Source organism: Prevotella pallens, from assembly GCF_900454935.1.
Classification (GTDB): Bacteria; Bacteroidota; Bacteroidia; order Bacteroidales; family Bacteroidaceae; genus Prevotella; species Prevotella pallens.
This window is the reverse complement of sequence record NZ_UGTP01000001.1, coordinates 1,427,671-1,446,453: the sequence shown is the minus strand read 5'-3', so window position 1 is coordinate 1,446,453 and position 18,783 is coordinate 1,427,671. Positions and strand designations below refer to the sequence as shown.

Below are 18,783 nucleotides of genomic sequence, written 5' to 3'. Positions count from 1 at the left end.
AAATTTAAATGAGAGATGATGTACAAAATTCAAGCAAACGCATCTGGAACAAGATATATAGAGGTTAGTAATACACATTTTGAGACCTTACAAAAATATTCATTATTATCTAATCTTGTTGGCTCTACAGGAATAATAGATGAAACAATACTTGATAAATTAAAACTGAATGTACGCAGTTTGTTAGAATCAGAGGCGGGAAAAGATAGTGCGTTGCTCGACCTATGCTTAGATGTAATTTATAATCAGAATATGAAGGCTTTTGGATTAAAGAACCTTGTAGATTTTTATAAACAATGGAATAAAGAACAAGAATCTTTAGAACAATCCGAAGAAGAACTAACAGAAGAAAGTTCGCTATAAGCGCTTCTTGCATTGACTTTCGTATATAAAAATATGATATCATATTTTTTATCTTGTCTTACCAGATGAGATGCGTATAGCTGGCATTATTTTTTGTAAGACAAACAGAATATAAAATAGAGGATATAACTTGAGTAACAATAAATCCACAAGAAGGCAAAACAAACCCTCTTATAAGGCAAATATAAAGCCTTTACAAAAAGATTTAAATACAGGAGAACAAAAGAACAAGAATCAAATTGTTCAAACTAACTCACGTTTTATGCTCACCGACTTTCTACCTACTACAAAGAAAGAAGTTGAGCTAAGAGAGTGGGACGAGTTAGATGTTATTCTTTTTTCTGGTGATGCTTATATAGATCACCCAGCTTTTGGAGTATCTGTTATAGGGCGTGTTTTAGAAGCTGCCGGTTATCGTGTAGCAATTATACCACAACCTGATTGGCACGGCGATTTCAGAGATTTTAAAAAGTTAGGGCGTCCACGTTTATTTTTTGGAGTTTCCGCTGGTGCAATGGACTCTATGGTGAATAAATACACTGCTAATAAACGTTTACGTTCTGAAGATGCTTATTCACCAAATGGTCGCCACGACTTACGTCCTGAATACCCTTCTATTGTATATTCAAATATTCTTCGACAACTTTATCCAGATGTTCCTATTGTATTGGGTGGAATTGAAGCTTCGCTGCGTCGTCTTACTCATTATGATTATTGGAAAGACTGTATTCGTAAAAGTGTGTTGTGCGATTCTGGTGCTGATATTGTAATTTATGGAATGGGTGAAAAGCAGATTATCAGCATTGCACAAGCTTTAGAGAATGGTAGGAAAATAAAAGCTATAAAGGATATACCACAAACAGCTTATCTTTGTAAAGAGAGAGATATTCCTGAAGGGATTACTACAAATGATATAGTATTGCATTCGCACGAAGAATGCTTATATAATAAGAAATTTCAGGCAGAAAACTTTAAGCATATCGAAGAAGAATCGAATAAAAAACATGCTCAACGAATACTTCAAAAAGTAGACAGTCAATATATTGTGGTAAATCCGCCTTATCCTACAATGACTACTGAAGAAGTTGATGCTACATACGATTTACCTTACACTCGAGAACCACACCCTAAATATAAAGGAAAGGTGATACCTGCTTACGAAATGATAAAGTTCAGTGTAAATATCCATCGAGGTTGCTTTGGTGGTTGTTCTTTTTGTACAATATCGGCTCATCAAGGTAAATTTATTGCAAGTCGCTCTAAAGAAAGTATTCTAAAAGAAGTAAAGCAAGTAATACAAATGCCTGACTTCAAAGGCTATCTTTCTGACTTAGGTGGACCTTCTGCAAATATGTATGGTATGGCAGGTAAGAATATAAAAGCCTGTGAACATTGTAAGCGTCCCAGTTGTATACACCCAGAAATTTGTCCGAATCTTAATACTGACCACTCTAAATTACTCGATATATATAGAACTGTAGATGCTCTACCTGGTATAAAGAAAAGTTTTATAGGTTCAGGAGTACGCTATGATTTATTGCTGCATAATGTAAAGGACGAAAAAACAAACCACTCTACACAAGAATATACACGTGAATTAATAAAGAATCATGTAAGCGGACGACTAAAAATAGCCCCAGAACATACTTCCGATCGTGTTTTATATCTTATGAGAAAGCCTTCGTTTAAGCAATTCTATCAATTTAAACGCATATTTGATAAAATAAATAAAGAAGAAAATTTACGGCAACAAATTATTCCTTATTTTATATCTTCGCATCCTGGTTGTAAAGAAGAAGATATGGCAGAACTTGCAGTAATAACAAAAGATCTTGATTTTCACCTGGAACAGGTACAAGACTTTACTCCAACACCTATGACTGTTTCTACAGAAGCGTGGTATTCTGGCTACGACCCTTATACATTAGAACAAGTTTTTTCTGCAAAGACTCCACGTGAAAAGTTAGCACAACGTCAATTCTTCTTTTGGTATAAGCCTGAAGAACGAAGAAATATTGAAAAAGAATTGAAACGAATTGGTAGAATTGACCTTATTGGTAAACTCTACGATAATAAACCTTTCCGCGGAAAAGTGAACTACGACCCTAAGGCTATAGGAAGTAGTCCTTCTAACAATCGGGGAAATCGCAATAAGGAATCGTACAACCCGAATAAAGATTGGAATAAAAAAAAGAAAAATCGACGATAAACGAAGGTAGACAGTCGTCTGTTTTCAGATAATAACACAAAAGATAAAAGTATAACTAAAATGAAGGAATTTGAAACTTATATTTTCGATTTAGATGGTACTCTCCTTGAAACATTGAGAGATTTAGCAGCAAGTACCAATTATGCTTTACGAACGCATAATATGCCAGAACATTCTATAGAAAATGTTAGAATGTTTGTGGGCAATGGTGTAAAGAAACTAATGGAGAGAGCTATTCCTAATGGTATAAGTAATCCACAGTTTGAAGAAGTTTATGCTACATTTCGCCAGCATTATTTAGAACATAGTCTCGATACCACTAAACCATACGAGGGTATACCAGAAATGCTTACCGAATTAAAGGCTCGAGGAAAAAAACTCGCTATTGTAAGCAACAAGTTCTATGCTGCTACGCAAGAACTTGCTAAACATTTCTTTCCCGATACCATTAAAGTTGCTATTGGCGAACGCGAAAATATTAGAAAAAAGCCTGCTCCCGATACAGTAATAGAAGCTTTACGACAACTAAATGCACCAAAAGAAACAGCAGTATATATTGGCGATAGCGATGTAGATGTTATGACTGCAAAAAATTGTGATATGCCTTGTGCTAGCGTATTATGGGGATTTCGAGATAAAGAATTCTTAATAGAGCACGGAGCTACTCTTTTTATAGAAAAACCTTATCAGCTATTGCCCGATTAAATGCAATTACACCTTATATAATATATTAGAATGAGTTAGACAGACTTTGTTGTTTGTCTGACTTTCTACAAGTATAGGTGGGCTTTTTTGTTATAAATAGACAAATGAGCCTACCTATATTTGTATAATTTATTTTGTTTTACACTAAAAAACAATATATTCTCCCATTTCTTACAATACTTTCCATAACCATTATAGATAATCAAATATAGTGTATTGTTCTGGTTAACATTCAAATTCTGATTTAACCCCTTAATAAGAAATTTCAAAACCTCTGGCGTTTATTAATTGTTGCTAATTACTCGGTAAGAGCTTTATTATCAACTATAAAAATACAAAATATTACCACTATCACCATATTTTAAATATATTTTTCTACATCTAATTTGTGTATGATTTAACAGAAAAATATTAAAATTGTTTTTTCTCTGTCTAAAGAAACTTATAATTTGAAAAAAAGAAGTAAGTTTGTATCATTAAAGTAAGAAAAATGAACAGAAACGAACTTGAAATAATCCTTAAAGCGATAAGATAATAACCTTAAATAATAGAGTGTTTTGCTTAATCGCGAAAGTTGAAAGGTGAATTGATAATGAGAAAAAAGAATAAAAATAAAACAACGAAATAATGAAAAAATATTTGTTACTAATACCCATCTTAATTTTATTTGGCTGCAAACATAATTCAAATACAAAAGAAAATAATTCTGATAACAACGATTCAACTAAAGTGCTTAATATGGAGAACAAAAGCTCTTTGCCTTTAGCAATTCAACAACAGTTGGGAATATCGGAAGATATGATATTGCCATTTGATTCTATAAGAATGGATTCGCTGATACAAGATTATAAAAGTGCTTTAGCTGATGAGTCCGAAGGTGATGATTATGAAGAACCAGAATGGTTTCCAAATAATGAACAGTACATAAAAACTTTAATTCCTTATGCTTTTAACGATTTGATAAAGCGAGGATTTGTGCCTTTGTCTGCAACTCAATTTCAGAATAAACTAAAAATATTGGGCTTGGAGATGCAAGAAAGGAAGAAAATTCCAATAATCAATGAAACTAAACACTATTTTTCTATGCCACCTCTTGATGCTGGGTGGTATGATGAGGTAGCTAAAGATGGTATTGATAAAAAGGAACTTAACTATATTAGATATGGAGTTTCAAATTATATTTATGTAAAAGGATACAATTTTATTTTGCCAACAACATATATTGCAGATTACTTAAAAGAAAAGAAGCATAATGTCGTATTTAGTTTAAACGACGAAATAGTGCATCTTAATAAGTTCTTCTTAAACGATGATAAAGCCAGTTTTTTATGGCTAAAACAAAATACTCCGCTATTATTGATAGGTCTTCTTAAGACTTATGGTTACGACACGAACGAAAAAATTAATAATGTTGTTCTAGCAGATATATTAAATAGATATGATCAAGACGGAAGTGTATCTGGTATGTTTAACACCTTCATACGTAAAATATTTTATAACAAACCGCACATGGAACTTAGAGAAGGCTTATTAAAGTCTCTTCTGCGCTTACCAGTAAATGAAAAGAATAGTTTATGGTTAGCAATGCTTGATAATTATATAGGATTCCTCATAAAAGATGGAACCAAAGACACTTATGCTTGGTATTTCGACTTTACAAAAAAGGAACGATATAAGGCAGCAGCTTATTTCGGATATTATTTGTATAAACTAAGGGCAAAGTATAAAGAAACGAATCCAATTTTTTTTGGAGAAGAGCTATATTACAATAAAAACTTCTACAAATATCTTTACGAACAGAAGTATTTCAATCTTCCTAAATTCAAGGAGATATGCGATTCTGTCTACGAAGAATATGATATAGATGTTAAAACGTACCTTAATAGTATAGGGAATAAAAAGTAAGCGAAACAAAATACATACTTAATTTAGAGAACTTAGCTATGCGCTTTTGCATTGATTACGTGTAGGTTGAAAATTTATAATTACAAAATAAAAATTTATAATTAAAATTCGAGTAATTTATTATTATAAATTTGCTAAAATATAATTATAATTTTTTCTTGGCAAACTACTTCTTGTAAATCAGCACTTTAGAAAATTCATTAATTGTTTATACAGATATTGAGTTTTGCACTTAAAAGATAAAACAAAATAGAGAACAAACACCTGACAATATGGATAATATAAATGAGTTTATAAACGGAGAAAATTATGAACTTCTCCTGAAAAATGTGCAAACAATATGTAACATAGAAATTGATGATAATGTTCCTTTTGCGTTGTTAGATTATGATAATGAAAGATTAAAGGCAACTCAAGTTACAATAGAAGAATTAGAATGTTTGTTTAGCTCGAACATGAAGGAAACTTTGTGTTTTGTTCTAAAAAAGATGCAATATAACTTCGATGAAGATGATGAATATCCCGAAGGAGAAGAAATTTTAGACGACGATAAACCTCATACCATTGAAGAACTTCCTTACTATAAAAACTTTTTAGTTTCATTTCTAATCGAATATTATTTACTAAAAGAACAGCCTACGGAATTAGGTAAATACCTAAAAAGAACACACATAGCACAGCCAACTAAATACGAAAAAGAGTTACGCAACATTTGGAAAGAAGTATCAGAACTTAAATAAACTCTCTTAAGAAAGGAACTAATAAAGATAGAATATGAAAAATAAGAAAATAAATAGCTACATTTGCAGTTGTACACTTTTGTTTGACAACGTACAATTATATTATGAGAATAAACTTTGAAGGAATAAAAGATACAGAAACAAGAGCATATCTTTTTGCTGAAGTTCCATCAGGTGATGTAATTCCTGATGGTAAAAACGATATAATAAAACGAGACCGAAGTGGACATCTTGATAAAATAATAGATGCATATCGTCCGTTTCTTCCTCAGAGTGGTGCAGTATTGAATAGTAATTTTATCATTATTACGCCAACGAATAGATATTTTTATGGCTTTTCTTACAATAAAGACTTAGCGGGTTGGCATCAGCAAATAGAAAAAGGAGCCAAACTATTAAATGTTCGATTAGGAAAGATAGTTGATGAGAAAGATTTTTTGTTATCTGACGGGACTAAATACAAACTATCTGACTGTGAGTTTGAACGATACAATTTTAAATTCAAAGATGTTAATGGGAATTGGAAAACTCATAAAAAAAGAGAGAGAATTGATAAAAAATGTTTCTTTGCAGATAATATAGAAACTTAAGTAGAGCAGCAAGCTATTCTTTGTTAGTTTAATAGTAAGCAAACTCTTTTGTCCGCAGTATTTTTAGTTTATAGTTGAAAAAGAATATATATAAAGTGCAATAGACATGTTTTATAAGTTAGGAATAAATCCAAGCAGTAAGAAATGGGCGAAATACGAAAATATTTCGTCATCACTTTGGGTAGATAATATTGAGACAACAAGTACAAAACTTTTTACTGATCCAGATTTGTTAAGAAACGGAAAACAAATAGAATATACAACTCTACGTGATGGTAAAATACCCCCAATTAATTCGATAGGTGCAGACTTTATCGTATTTGATGCTTCGATTTCAGATATTCTTTCTCTTAACGAAGAAGATAATATGGTTGTTATTGAAAGCAAAAAAGCAAATAATAGATATCTTTTGTTGAACAACGATAAGTCGATAGATTGTGTTGATTGGGATTTATCCGAAGTAGATCGTTGGCCAGAAGGAACCAAAATTGCAGATTGGCAAAATAAACGAGGTCGTTTCTTTATTAAACCAGTATTAAGAGGAAATAAAATTCCACCCAAAACGCAAGTGTTTCGATTGAAAGAGTGGGGTGGGGCTTTTAATATTGTTATTTCCGAAGATTACAAAGAAAAAATAATGAAATTAGATTTCGACCATTCGTTCTTAACATTTGAGTGTTTAAAAACAATATCAATATAATGTGAGTTGAATACAATAATTTTATTGATACTTTACGTTTATATACTTATAATATTGATAGATATGTTTAGATTGAATACGTAAACTACCATATAAAATAGTTGGACAACTAAGATATACATCGGAAATAGTTTACTGCAAAATATTAAACCACTAGAAAGCGAATTGTATATTTCGGAAAGCGTCTTTAGTTTGCCACACGCCATTCCATACGATAGAGACGAAACAACAATAATGAAAGACAAAGCAGGAATAAGTCCTGACGAAAAGCTACTTGGAAATAAACTTCCCGTAACACTTAATAGGGGTGCTTCAGGTAAAATAGTGAATACTATACTTAGAGCTATAAAACAAAAGAAACAAAACAGTGCAAATCTTATTCCTACTCGTTCTCTATAATGGAGTTCAGAAAATCTATTGTGTCGAAATATTAATTTATATACAATATCGTGAAGACCACTTGTTTTATAAACACCCCAATCAATAGATAAGAGCAATAGCCATACTAACATATTGCTTTTTAAATTGTTAGTAAATTGTCCTGCAAACCATCGTAGTCCACTGCCACTTAATAAAGAGTTAATATTGACATAAGGGAATGCTGCAGTAATTAACCATGAACTAAACACGATTAATAGCTGCAACACTATTAAGCTTAATGCTATAATCCCATATTTATTCTTCATCTGAATACAGATTGTCTATATCTATAATTCGTAATTCTAATGCACGTACCACCAATCGGGTTGCATTTATACTCATTCCTTTACGTTCGCTACCAAATAATTTCTGTACAAGTTCGTTTTGTCGTTTCTCTAAACTTTTTACTCCAAAAGGCATACCACGCAGATTTGTTATCTGTTCTTTTGTATATCCTAATGCTAAATGGCGTAGGAAACGTTCATCGTACTCGTCTATTTCGTAATCTATCAGAGCTTCTTGGTGCATAAGTTCGCTATTAATGCTATTTTTAAATCGTTCTACTATCTTTTGTAAAATAGGCTGATTAAAAACTAAACGCTTTCCACTCATAACACTTGAGACATCACCACGTGTAAGTAATTCGCCACTCTTTAAACAAATTCCATCAGCACCAGCATCTAATACGTCTACCCAAAGTTTTTCGTTAAGTAGTTCTCCCGTAAATATAAGCACTTTTAGATTCGGATACAGTTCTTTAGTTTGTCTACAAATTTCTACTCCAATTGTAGTTGAACCACCTAATCCTAAATCTAACAACACTAAATCAGGTAATTCTGCTTTCATTAACTTCCAATAAGCAACTTCGTTTTCTGCAGTGCCTATAATGTGTGCTTCTGGTATTTCATTACGAAAGATACCTTCTGTGCCTTTTAATTCTAAAGGCACATCTTCAACAATAATTACTTTAAAATTCTCCATATTTTTTATTGTTCTTTCTTTGCTTGCGATAATGTTATACTAAGTGTGGTACCTTGCTTTGTATTGTGTGCAATAATACCACAACGATGTCGGTTGAAACATTCACCATTTTCGCGCACTATTTGTTTGCAAACCATATATGGTATATGTTTAATATCGGGCGCAAACAGATTGGTGCAGTCCTCATCAGATAATTGTAATTGGGACATATATAAATGGAATACTATATATTTTGGCGATAAATCGTCAACATCAATCATTATATTCTCTTCACTATCTTGTTTCTGTAGTAGCTCGAATAGATATTTCAGCAAATCTATATCTCCCAAAACTACAAGTTTACCTTTTTCGGGCGATAAAAGTTTCATATTTTTTGTAAGTAGCTTATTAACTTCTATCCGGCTATACATAGGTTTAAGCATAGAAGCTTGCTGTATAGCCTGTATACTTAGTGTAGAATATAGTTCCTTATAATATATAGAGAGTTCATCGATAGTGTTTAACTCTGCATCTCTTTTAGATAGTAGCTGGCTTATCTTTGAAGGATAATACATAGTTTCGTGCTTCAGAGTAGAAAGACAGTTGTCTAAAATATTGTTGTTTACGTGTAGTCTATTGCTTTCAAGTTCCATTCTGTGCAATTCGTCTTTCGCTAACTCTATATTAGTAGAACTTATATTATACTGTTTAATAAACTCTTTCAGTGCATTGTTTATCTTCAGAGTAATTTCTTTTAAACTTTCAGGAAACTTATTTGTCCCGATAGCCTTAATCATTTGTTGCTTTTCGGGAAGAGTTCCATTGCTTAAAAGTATAGCATTTATTTGCCGGATATTTTCAATATACGATTGATAACGAAATCGTTGTCGATAGTACATAAAATAATATAATGGGAATATAGAGAGAAGAAGTAATATCAACAAAACAATAGCAACATTTTTATTCGATTCAGATCGTTGCATCATTCTGCAATAAGCACTTAAATTCTTATCCGCCGAATTTTCTTTAAACAATAGCGTATAAACATTATTGTTATACTTATATAAGTCCCAATCGTGTAAAGCCAAAGCAGCAACAGCACTTTCGTTACGAATATCGAGAATTATACTAAAGTTTGTTGGTAAGTTTTCGTGCAACCAATAAACCTCAGCAGGTATTATATTGTCGTCTGCAATACGTTTCATTAAATGTCTGCCATTGGGTTGCAATTTTAGATAATACTTATTTAGGTAATATCGGCAAGTATCTGAAAAATCTAGTGTACGCTTGTAAGTTCCTTTTATATTACTGAAATAAGCAGAGTCAGCATAACGGTTCGCCATATCCAACTCTTGTAAAGATGTATTTTGACCGTTTGGTGAAATATTAATAATAGTTCTCATATCTTTGCAATATGAGAATAAGGAGGTTGTAAACAAGGAAATTAAAAATAGAACACGGATAATTCCTTTTGGAAGACGAAAATAAAACTTACTACCTTTTCCTGATTCGCTCTCAACGCCTATCATACAAACGGCAAAAAGTTTACTAAGTTTCTTGTATTTATTTATAATTCCATTGCAATTCATAAGTCCGAATCCATGCGACTTTTCGTTTTTATTGTCTATAATAGTCTTTCTATCGAAGATATGATTCTTAGTTTCGGCGTCGATGCCAATGCCAGTATCTTTCACTGATATTTCAACATAATCAGGTTTTTCATCAGCATATATAGATACGTAGCCGTTAGTAGGCGTAAATTTACGTGCATTTTCTGCCAATGTGTTTAGCATAAACAAAGTAAGCACTTTGTCAGCTTTCACTACACATTGTGTTTCTTTTATATTTAACGTTATACCTTTTAGTTGAAAACTCATTCTAGATTTTGCTACTATATCGAATATTTGCTGTAGAGAGAAGCTTTCAATATGCAACGATAGTTCTCCTTGTTGTAACTTAATCCATTGAGTTAACACATTATTATAGTTGTTGATATCGTTTATTAGTTCGGCTATATAATTATAACGTTCATATCTAAGTTCATTGGTTTCTTTGTGTTTCTTTAATTGACTAATCTCATGGACCATTCTGTCTATTAGTGGATTTAGTGTATTAGCAAGAAACAGCTTAGAACGTTTCTCTATATTTCTCTTCTTATCTTTTACTACATTGGTAGCAGCTATGTTATAATTTTCTTGTATTTCTTGATATTCTTCGTTTAACCTCTCAAGTTCTTTCTTATTCTGTACTTGCCATTCGTCTAAAGGTGTAAGAAGTTCTTTTAATGATTTTCCATCTGCATTTCTTCTTTTCTTTAAGTAATGGAATAACAGAAGCAGGCTTACCACTAACACTATCATCAGCAACACTGCAATTATCATAAGATTCAGTTGGTGCGAACTCTTTTCAAGTATTCCTGCACGAGATTCTAAATATCTATCTTGTCGTGTTTGTTCTTGTAAATCTAAATAGATGTTACGGTTAAAGTCGCTTCCTTGTTTATCATTTACAGCAGCATATACGACACTCAACTGTTCGCGAATAGAAGCTATTAAGTCTGGTGCTTGATTTATAGCTTTATTCCTTTCCAATGCATCTTGTAAGCAAACAATAGCAGATTGGTAATCTTTTATCTGCCAATAACAGGAAGCTAATGTACGAAAAGCACTCGCAATTTGATAAACATCTCCATATCTAATAAACAAATCGGTTGCTCGTTCGGCTAAGTTACCTGCTAATAAGCTATCGGGGACATTGTCTGTATTTATAAATCGTATTGATGGATAATTATCTTTTATCAATCTATCATGTTCTGTCAATAGGAGATGCTCACTTAAACCTTGCAATGAATTTGCTTGCCAATACACATATCCCGTTTGTTGTGCCATAATAAAACAGCGCATTAAGTAATCGAATTCTTGTTGATTAACATCATTCTGTGTTCCAGTACTTAAAACTCCTCCTGCTCCTACATTATAAAGATATTTAAGATATTGTGCAGTATCATCGCGAGCAATTTGTTCTTCGTTTACTGATGCCATTGCTTGTGCCGACAAATTACGCAAACCTACATAATAATAATATGTGGAAGACACTATGCTAAATTCAGAATTAGCATAAACCATACGTTTACGTAAATGTTCTGTTAGTAAGTCTTCTTCTTCAGCTATGCGTTTCTGTCTCCTTAACGCCTTTTCTCTAAAATCGTAAAATTCTTTGTTTCTCGATTCTCTTTGACATAGTCGCATTAGTTGTACATCGGCAACCAAAAGTTCTACCTGGTTATTCGTGATGAAAAGAACACTATCTAACTTTTTGTAAGCACTTTTATAGTTCATTCTAACAATGTCCACAAAAGCTAAGTTATTTAATGCTTCTGCCTGCCCTGCATCGTAATCTTTTGATAAATGTAATGCTTTATTTGCATAGAAATATGCAGAATCTATATTGCGATAATGAAATGAATAAGACAAACTATTCAACTTATCCACTTTCTGTTTATCTACTTGTGAACAAGATGAGAAAAAAGAACATAAAACAAATATAAATATGTATATAAAGTATGTTCTAAACCGATTTCTTTTTACTTGTAAAATAGTTCCTATATTTATGACGATACAAAAATACAAAAGAAAATTGAATAAAAAACAAAACAAGTTTTATTTTTATCAACAATAGATATTAGAATGTCATAGTGAATAACAGTAACAACATTGTTGAGTGAAATATTGAAGTCATAATTTTCATCTAAATAAACATCTTCTATCTATTATAACATGGCATTATAACGGTTGTAGTTTTTTGTGATATCTAATTTGTAGTTGATAGATATCTGAGATGATCGTAGTAGATATATAAGACGCTCGTGATAGATATCTGAAATAAGAGTTGATATCGTTTAATATGGCTTTTCTTGATTTTGCTAGACTCTTTTTGATTATATTAATTATCTTGGTAGACATTTTCCTGTTGTATCTGCAGGATAATTGAATGTAGAATTAGAATCTATATTGGACTAATAGACACTTGGTATTACTAGACGTGCAAGAACCCATAATTTGCTTGCTTGGAAATCTGAATGTCCACTTCTTATTCTACTAAACCATCAATAATATAAACAAACCATTTTGAAGTTATGGTCTAATACCAATTCGTTAGAATATTCCAATCAAACTTAAAAAAACAGGATATTCTTGTTTTATAATCTATTTCCCAAATCGCGGAACCCCAAAGCGAACAAAGAAAACAAACAAAACCAATTAGTGTAAAACTGATAATTATAAAAAACACCAGGAAGTTTTTGTATTATGAAAAGTTTTATTAACTTTGCGCTGAATTTAAATACTACGATTTATACAAATAGATAAAGGTATGGCAAAAGTTAAAACAATAGGTATTTTAACCTCGGGCGGAGATGCTCCAGGTATGAATGCTGCTGTTAGAGCTGTTACACGTGCTGGAATATATTATGGCTTTTCTATTAAAGGAATCTATCGTGGATATGACGGGCTGCTTTCAGGGGAGATACAACCATTTTCAACAGAAAATGTTAGTGGCATTATTTGTGAAGGTGGAACTATATTGAAGACCGCGCGCTCTAAAGAGTTTATGACCAAAGAAGGCAGAAAAAAGGCTTATGATAATATAGTAAAAGAAGGAATAGACGCATTGGTCGTAATTGGTGGTAACGGTTCTTTAACAGCTGCTATGCTTTTTGCTCAAGAATATGATTTTTGTTGTATAGGTTTGCCAGGCACTATAGATAACGATCTCTATGGAACCGATAGTACTATTGGTTACGATACAACATTGAATACCATTATTGAATGTGTAGATAGAATACGCGACACGGCAGAAAGCCATGAACGAATATTTTTTGTTGAAGTAATGGGTCGCGATGCAGGTTTTCTTGCACAAAACTCTGCAATAGCAAGTGGTGCTGAAGCAGCAATTATTCCAGAAGATTCTACAGATGTAGACCAGTTAGCCCAGTTTATGGAACGTGGCATTCGAAAATCTAAACGAAGTTGCATTGTTATTGTGTCAGAAAGTCCCAAGTGTGGAGCAATGTATTATGCAAATCGTGTAAAGAAGGAATTTCCAGGTTTCGATGTGCGGGTTTCAATACTTGGACATTTACAAAGAGGCGGACGACCATCTGCAAAAGATAGAATTTTGGCGAGTAGAACTGGTTATGGCGCAATAGAAGCTATTATGCAAGGGCAGCGAAATATAATGGTAGGAATTCATAACGATTCTATCGTATATATACCCCTTTCAGAAGCAATTCGTTCTGATAAACCATTTGATAAGAAACTAATAAAGGTTTTAGATGTACTTAGTATATAATACGTAGTAAAAAATAAAGCATTAAATAATAAAAAATTAAATATATGTCACAGATTAATGGACGCATTTCTCAGATTATTGGGCCTGTAATAGACGTCTACTTTGATGTTAAAGGTGAAGATCCAGAAAAAGTCCTCCCGAAGATTTACGATGCTCTTCGCGTAAAGAGACCGAATAATGAAGACGACCTGATAATAGAAGTGCACCAACACATCGGTGAAGATACAGTACGATGTGTAGCGATGGATAATACAGAGGGGTTGCAACGCGACTTAGAAGTTATTCCAACTGGAAGTCCAATTGTAATGCCTGCAGGCGAACAAATTAAGGGAAGAATGATGAATGTAATAGGTAAACCTATTGATGGTATGGATACTCTTAATATGCAAGGAGCTTATCCAATTCATCGCGAACCACCTAAGTTTGATGAATTGTCTACACAGAAAGAAATGTTAGCGACAGGTATCAAAGTGATTGATTTACTTGAACCATATATGAAAGGTGGAAAAATTGGTCTCTTTGGGGGTGCTGGTGTTGGTAAAACTGTGCTTATTATGGAGCTTATCAATAATATAGCAAAGGGACATAATGGATATTCTGTATTTGCAGGTGTAGGTGAACGAACTCGTGAAGGAAACGACTTGATACGCGATATGCTTGAATCTGGAGTTATTCGATATGGTGAAAAGTTCCTAAAAGCAATGGAAGAAGGAAAGTGGGATCTTTCTCTTATCGATAAAGAAGAACTAAAAAAATCACAGGCAACCCTTGTTTATGGGCAAATGAATGAACCTCCTGGGGCACGTGCATCAGTTGCACTTTCTGGATTAACAGTAGCAGAAGAGTTCCGCGATCATGGAGGGAAAGATGGTGAGGCAGCTGATATAATGTTCTTTATTGATAATATTTTCCGTTTTACACAAGCAGGTTCTGAAGTTTCAGCTCTTCTTGGGCGTATGCCTTCAGCTGTTGGATATCAACCTACGCTTGCTAGCGAAATGGGAACAATGCAAGAACGTATTACTTCTACAAAGAGAGGTTCTATTACTTCTGTTCAAGCGGTATATGTACCTGCAGATGACTTAACTGACCCTGCTCCAGCAACAACCTTTACACACTTGGACGCAACAACTGAGTTGAGTCGTAAGATAACAGAGTTAGGAATTTATCCAGCCGTAGATCCGTTAGGAAGTACATCACGTATTCTTGACCCATTAGTTGTTGGTAAAGAACATTATGAATGTGCACAACGAGTAAAGCAATTATTGCAACATTATAACGAATTGCAAGATATAATTGCTATTTTGGGTATGGACGAATTGTCAGATGAAGACCGTTTAGTTGTAAATCGGGCACGTCGCGTACAACGTTTCCTATCTCAGCCATTTACTGTTGCTGAACAGTTTACAGGAATTCCAGGAGTAATGGTGCCAATTGAAGATACAATTAAAGGATTTAATGCTATCTTGAATGGCGAAGTAGACGATCTTCCTGAACAAGCATTCCTTAATGTTGGAACAATTGAAGATGCGAAAGAGAAAGCAAAGAAACTTCTTGATGCAGCTAAGAATAATTAATTGACAAATAGATATAGTTACAATGTTATTTTTAACAATTATATCACCCGAGAAAATCCTTTTTAAAGGCAATGTGGAGAATGTCTTAGTTCCTGGTGAATTGGGAGAGTTTGAAATTCTAATGAATCATGCACCAATTATTTCTACATTAATAAAAGGGCGCATCGTTTATACCATTGGTTCTGAAAAGAAGGAAATTACGATAAATGGAGGTTTTGTAGAAGTTAAGAAAAATGAAGTAAATCTTTGTGTAGAACTATAATTGTTAATAGAATAAACACTCTCAATGTCTCTTTAAGCATATTTAAATCTATGAGTATTACAGATATAGAAAAGAATTATAATAAGATTAATCTTTGGATTCTGGTAGCAATTACTTTGATAGGTTTGATAATGTCTCAGATATTGTTGCAGCAAACTCTAATAACCCCATTGATAATTAGTGCGATATTTTTCATTATAACAAATAAGATATATGGAAAATTATGGAAGTATTTTGCAACTAACTCTCCAATGGCTTTAGGGAAATTCTATCTTGTAGGTTCTATGCTGAGAATGTTTCTTGCAGTTATTATAACTTTTATTGGAATATTAGTTTTTCGAGGAGATAATGAAAAGATGCTTACGTATGTATTTGTATTTGCCTTTTACTATATTTCGATAATGTTTTTTGACTCTGTATATTTCTTCCGCATTGAGAAAAATAACAAAATAAATAATAAGACTATATGAAATTTACTAGACGAGTACTTCTCTTGTTGTTTCTATTTACTACACCTATATTGACATTCTCACGAGATATGTCGAAAAAAGAAAATATAGATGTGAAGGAAATCCTATGGGGACACATAAAAGACTCTTATGAATGGCATATTACAGATTTAGGAACTGAGGGAAATATTCACCCAGTAGTAATACATCTTCCCATAATAGTAAAGACATCTACTGGTTGGCATATCTTTAGTAGTGGTATGTTTGCTGAAGAGAGAGATGCAAATGGAGATAGACCTGGACCATACAATCTTGTTATAAAAAGTGGAGATGATAAAGTAAATCCAAACTTAATAGTTGAGAAAATTGGTAATAAAGAAGTACGTCCTATTGATCTTTCTATAACAAAAGTTGTTTGTACAGTCTTTATAGATGGAATATTGCTTCTTTTGGTTATTTTGATACCTGCTCATTGGTGTCGTAAACATAAGATAGATGATCCAGCTCCTAAAGGATTCACAGGACTAATGCACATGTTCATTATGAATATATATGACGAAGTTATAAAGCCTTGCTTGGGTGATGAAACTCCGAAGTATGCTCCTTGGCTACTTACGTGTTTCTTCTTTATTTTCTTCGCAAACCTTATGGGATTAGTTCCATTTCCTCCAGGTGGTGGTAATTTAACTGGTAATATAACCTGTACTTTCTTTTTAGGAATATGTACTTTCCTCATTACAAACTTTACAGGTACAAAAGAATATTGGAAAGAAATATTCTGGCCAGATGTTCCTGTTTGGATGAAATTTCCAATACCTCTAATGCCGATTATTGAACTCTTTGGTATATTCACAAAACCTTTAGCTTTGATAATCCGACTTTTTGCAAATATGTTTGCTGGGCATGCTATTGCATTATGTTTCTGTGCAATTATATTTATAATGTTTAGCATTTCTAATAATGCTTTAGTGAATTGGAGTGCTGGAACTAGTATGTCAATTATAGGTGTACTCTTAAGCGTCTTTATGATGCTACTTGAATTCCTTGTTAGTTATATTCAAGCATTAGTATTTACAATGTTGAGTGCAGTGTTTATAGCACAAGCACATGTAAAAGAGCATAAAGCCTAATATGTAAAATAGAATAGAACAAAATAAATATTAATAATAAATTAAAAAATTAAGATTATGTTATCATTATTATTAGCAGATGTTGCTATCGCAAAATTAGGAGCAGCCATTGGCGCAGGTTTAGTTGCAATTGGAACTGGTATGGGAATTGGACGCATTGGTGGACAAGCAATGGATGCAATAGCACGCCAACCAGAAAAAATTGGCGACCTTCGTTCATCTATGATTATTGCTGCAGCTTTGATAGAAGGTGTTGCGTTTTTGGCTGTAATCGTTTCAATCCTTGCAATTGTAATGTAATTATGGATACTACGTGTTAATCCACGTAATATAGATTAGTTTAGAAAGAATAAAACCAGCGTATGGATTTATTAGTCCCCAATAGTGGACTCCTTTTCTGGTTGACTCTTGTCTTCCTTATAGTAGCATTTATTGTTATTAAGTTTGGTTTTCCTGTTATTATTAATATGGTAAACGAACGTAAGGAGTTTATAGATGAAAGTCTTCGTAAGGCGCATATAGCCAATGAAAAGCTGTCTAATATTCAAAAAGAAGGTGAATCCGTCATACAACAAGCACGTGAAAAGCAAGCGCTTCTATTAAAAGAAGCGACTGCTACACATGATATTATAGTTGGGAAGGCACAGGATAAAGCGAATGAAGAAAGTTCACGAATTATTGCAGAGGCGAGATTAGAGATTGCCACTGAAAGGCAAAATGCCTTTAATGATATTCGTGGTCAAGTAGCGGAACTCAGTATAAAAGTAGCAGAGAAAATTCTCCACGAACAACTTTCTGACGATAAAAAGCAGATGGAGTTGATAGAAAAATTGCTGGATAATGTTTCTTCTCCCAGTAAATAATGAATTAAAATTAGTATTATGGATATTGGGATAGTCTCTGTTCGCTATGCACGTGCACTTTTAAAAGGAGCAACAATAGCAAAGCAAGAAGATAAAATTTATGCGGAGATGCAAACGTTATTCAGTAGCTATACTGAGTTTCCACAATTGCATTCTACAATGAATAACCCAATGCTATCTAAAGAGGCGAAGCAAGAGTTATTAGAAATTGCAAGTGGAGGCGATGTTAGTTCTCTCTTAAAATCATTTTTTGCTCTTGTTCTGAAGGAGAGACGCGAGGGATTTTTACAATTCATCGCAAACTCTTATATTACGTTATATAGGAAGCAAAAGGATATTATTCAAGGAAAGCTTATAACAGCAGTCCCAGTCTCGCCTATTATTGAAAAGAAAATGAAGGCGTTGGTACATTCAAATGCAGGTGGAACTGTAGAATTTACCACAACAATAGATCCTGATATAATAGGAGGCTTCATTCTTGAATATGATACGTACAGAATGGATGCAAGTGTGAAGACAAAACTAAATTCACTCCTCACACAATTAAAGAAATAGAAATAA

The 18,783-nt window shown here is 32.9% G+C and carries 18 protein-coding genes; 15 read left to right on the top strand and 3 right to left on the bottom strand.

The genetic code is table 11. The features are described from left to right. Positions 1–18: 18 nt before the first annotated feature. The 7 genes from DX009_RS06180 (at position 19) to DX009_RS06150 (ending at position 7,212) form a co-directional block, all read left to right on the top strand. A complete protein-coding gene (locus DX009_RS06180; RefSeq protein WP_115083385.1) occupies positions 19–363 on the top strand; it encodes a hypothetical protein in 345 nt (114 codons plus the stop codon). Between the two features lie 130 nt (positions 364–493). Beyond that, positions 494–2,572: a YgiQ family radical SAM protein gene (locus DX009_RS06175; RefSeq protein WP_115083384.1), complete on the top strand. Its 2,079-nt coding sequence runs from the start codon at positions 494–496 to the stop codon at positions 2,570–2,572. Between the two features lie 60 nt (positions 2,573–2,632). Then, complete coding sequence (locus DX009_RS06170; protein WP_115083383.1) at positions 2,633–3,277, top strand: HAD family hydrolase; 645 nt, start codon at positions 2,633–2,635, stop codon at positions 3,275–3,277. Between the two features lie 627 nt (positions 3,278–3,904). After that, complete coding sequence (locus tag DX009_RS06165; RefSeq protein WP_115083382.1) at positions 3,905–5,182, top strand: hypothetical protein; 1,278 nt, start codon at positions 3,905–3,907, stop codon at positions 5,180–5,182. A gap of 272 nt (positions 5,183–5,454) precedes the next feature. Continuing rightward, positions 5,455–5,922 carry a hypothetical protein gene (locus DX009_RS06160; RefSeq protein WP_115083381.1) on the top strand — a complete coding sequence of 156 codons (468 nt, stop codon included), beginning with the start codon at positions 5,455–5,457 and terminating at the stop codon, positions 5,920–5,922. 104 nt (positions 5,923–6,026) lie between these two features. Next, the gene (locus DX009_RS06155; protein ID WP_115083380.1) at positions 6,027–6,512 is read left to right on the top strand and encodes a hypothetical protein; all 486 of its coding nucleotides are present in this window, start codon (positions 6,027–6,029) and stop codon (positions 6,510–6,512) included. 106 nt (positions 6,513–6,618) lie between these two features. After that, a complete protein-coding gene (locus DX009_RS06150) occupies positions 6,619–7,212 on the top strand; it encodes a hypothetical protein (protein WP_115083379.1) in 594 nt (197 codons plus the stop codon). 38 nt (positions 7,213–7,250) lie between these two features. Here the strand turns inward: DX009_RS06150 and DX009_RS06145 are convergent, their stop codons facing one another. The 3 genes from DX009_RS06145 to DX009_RS06135 all read right to left on the bottom strand — a co-directional run bounded on the left by DX009_RS06145 (position 7,251) and on the right by DX009_RS06135 (position 12,083). After that, positions 7,251–7,724 carry an AbgT family transporter gene (locus tag DX009_RS06145; RefSeq protein ID WP_245944624.1) on the bottom strand — a complete coding sequence of 158 codons (474 nt, stop codon included), beginning with the start codon at positions 7,722–7,724 and terminating at the stop codon, positions 7,251–7,253. Between the two features lie 163 nt (positions 7,725–7,887). Further along, complete coding sequence (locus DX009_RS06140; protein ID WP_115083378.1) at positions 7,888–8,613, bottom strand: DUF5932 domain-containing protein; 726 nt, start codon at positions 8,611–8,613, stop codon at positions 7,888–7,890. 5 nt (positions 8,614–8,618) lie between these two features. Continuing rightward, positions 8,619–12,083 carry a sensor histidine kinase gene (locus tag DX009_RS06135; protein ID WP_115083377.1) on the bottom strand — a complete coding sequence of 1,155 codons (3,465 nt, stop codon included), beginning with the start codon at positions 12,081–12,083 and terminating at the stop codon, positions 8,619–8,621. 880 nt (positions 12,084–12,963) lie between these two features. Here DX009_RS06135 and pfkA point away from each other — a divergent pair. The 8 genes from pfkA to DX009_RS06095 all read left to right on the top strand — a co-directional run bounded on the left by pfkA (position 12,964) and on the right by DX009_RS06095 (position 18,777). Continuing rightward, on the top strand, positions 12,964–13,941 hold the full coding sequence (gene pfkA, locus DX009_RS06130) for a 6-phosphofructokinase (protein WP_115083376.1): 978 nt from the start codon (positions 12,964–12,966) through the stop codon (positions 13,939–13,941). A gap of 44 nt (positions 13,942–13,985) precedes the next feature. Next, positions 13,986–15,518 carry a F0F1 ATP synthase subunit beta gene (gene atpD, locus DX009_RS06125; protein ID WP_006044727.1) on the top strand — a complete coding sequence of 511 codons (1,533 nt, stop codon included), beginning with the start codon at positions 13,986–13,988 and terminating at the stop codon, positions 15,516–15,518. Positions 15,519–15,540: 22 nt separating this feature from the next. Beyond that, the gene (locus tag DX009_RS06120) at positions 15,541–15,780 is read left to right on the top strand and encodes a F0F1 ATP synthase subunit epsilon (RefSeq protein ID WP_006044728.1); all 240 of its coding nucleotides are present in this window, start codon (positions 15,541–15,543) and stop codon (positions 15,778–15,780) included. Positions 15,781–15,830: 50 nt separating this feature from the next. After that, entirely contained in the window at positions 15,831–16,250 is a 420-nt protein-coding gene (locus DX009_RS06115; protein WP_115083375.1) for a hypothetical protein, read from the top strand. Next, positions 16,247–17,359, top strand: coding sequence for a F0F1 ATP synthase subunit A (atpB, locus tag DX009_RS06110; RefSeq protein WP_006044730.1), 1,113 nt, complete (start codon positions 16,247–16,249; stop codon positions 17,357–17,359). The genes DX009_RS06115 and atpB overlap by 4 nt, the downstream gene beginning before the upstream one ends. 57 nt (positions 17,360–17,416) lie before the next feature. Next, on the top strand, positions 17,417–17,659 hold the full coding sequence (gene atpE / locus DX009_RS06105) for an ATP synthase F0 subunit C (protein WP_115083374.1): 243 nt from the start codon (positions 17,417–17,419) through the stop codon (positions 17,657–17,659). Between the two features lie 62 nt (positions 17,660–17,721). Beyond that, complete coding sequence (atpF, locus tag DX009_RS06100; protein ID WP_006044732.1) at positions 17,722–18,222, top strand: F0F1 ATP synthase subunit B; 501 nt, start codon at positions 17,722–17,724, stop codon at positions 18,220–18,222. Positions 18,223–18,240: 18 nt separating this feature from the next. After that, on the top strand, positions 18,241–18,777 hold the full coding sequence (locus tag DX009_RS06095) for a F0F1 ATP synthase subunit delta (RefSeq protein WP_115083373.1): 537 nt from the start codon (positions 18,241–18,243) through the stop codon (positions 18,775–18,777). The last annotated feature ends 6 nt before the right edge of the window (positions 18,778–18,783 follow it).

Coding starts and splice junctions, on each gene's coding strand:
- DX009_RS06180 (WP_115083385.1), top strand. CDS start 19: ATGTACAAAATTCAAGCAAACGCATCTGGAACAAGATATATAGAGGTT.
- DX009_RS06170 (WP_115083383.1), top strand. CDS start 2,633: ATGAAGGAATTTGAAACTTATATTTTCGATTTAGATGGTACTCTCCTT.
- DX009_RS06165 (WP_115083382.1), top strand. CDS start 3,905: ATGAAAAAATATTTGTTACTAATACCCATCTTAATTTTATTTGGCTGC.
- DX009_RS06160 (WP_115083381.1), top strand. CDS start 5,455: ATGGATAATATAAATGAGTTTATAAACGGAGAAAATTATGAACTTCTC.
- DX009_RS06155 (WP_115083380.1), top strand. CDS start 6,027: ATGAGAATAAACTTTGAAGGAATAAAAGATACAGAAACAAGAGCATAT.
- DX009_RS06150 (WP_115083379.1), top strand. CDS start 6,619: ATGTTTTATAAGTTAGGAATAAATCCAAGCAGTAAGAAATGGGCGAAA.
- DX009_RS06145 (WP_245944624.1), bottom strand. CDS start 7,724: ATGTTAGTATGGCTATTGCTCTTATCTATTGATTGGGGTGTTTATAAA.
- DX009_RS06140 (WP_115083378.1), bottom strand. CDS start 8,613: ATGGAGAATTTTAAAGTAATTATTGTTGAAGATGTGCCTTTAGAATTA.
- pfkA (WP_115083376.1), top strand. CDS start 12,964: ATGGCAAAAGTTAAAACAATAGGTATTTTAACCTCGGGCGGAGATGCT.
- atpD (WP_006044727.1), top strand. CDS start 13,986: ATGTCACAGATTAATGGACGCATTTCTCAGATTATTGGGCCTGTAATA.
- DX009_RS06120 (WP_006044728.1), top strand. CDS start 15,541: ATGTTATTTTTAACAATTATATCACCCGAGAAAATCCTTTTTAAAGGC.
- DX009_RS06115 (WP_115083375.1), top strand. CDS start 15,831: ATGAGTATTACAGATATAGAAAAGAATTATAATAAGATTAATCTTTGG.
- atpB (WP_006044730.1), top strand. CDS start 16,247: ATGAAATTTACTAGACGAGTACTTCTCTTGTTGTTTCTATTTACTACA.
- atpE (WP_115083374.1), top strand. CDS start 17,417: ATGTTATCATTATTATTAGCAGATGTTGCTATCGCAAAATTAGGAGCA.
- atpF (WP_006044732.1), top strand. CDS start 17,722: ATGGATTTATTAGTCCCCAATAGTGGACTCCTTTTCTGGTTGACTCTT.
- DX009_RS06095 (WP_115083373.1), top strand. CDS start 18,241: ATGGATATTGGGATAGTCTCTGTTCGCTATGCACGTGCACTTTTAAAA.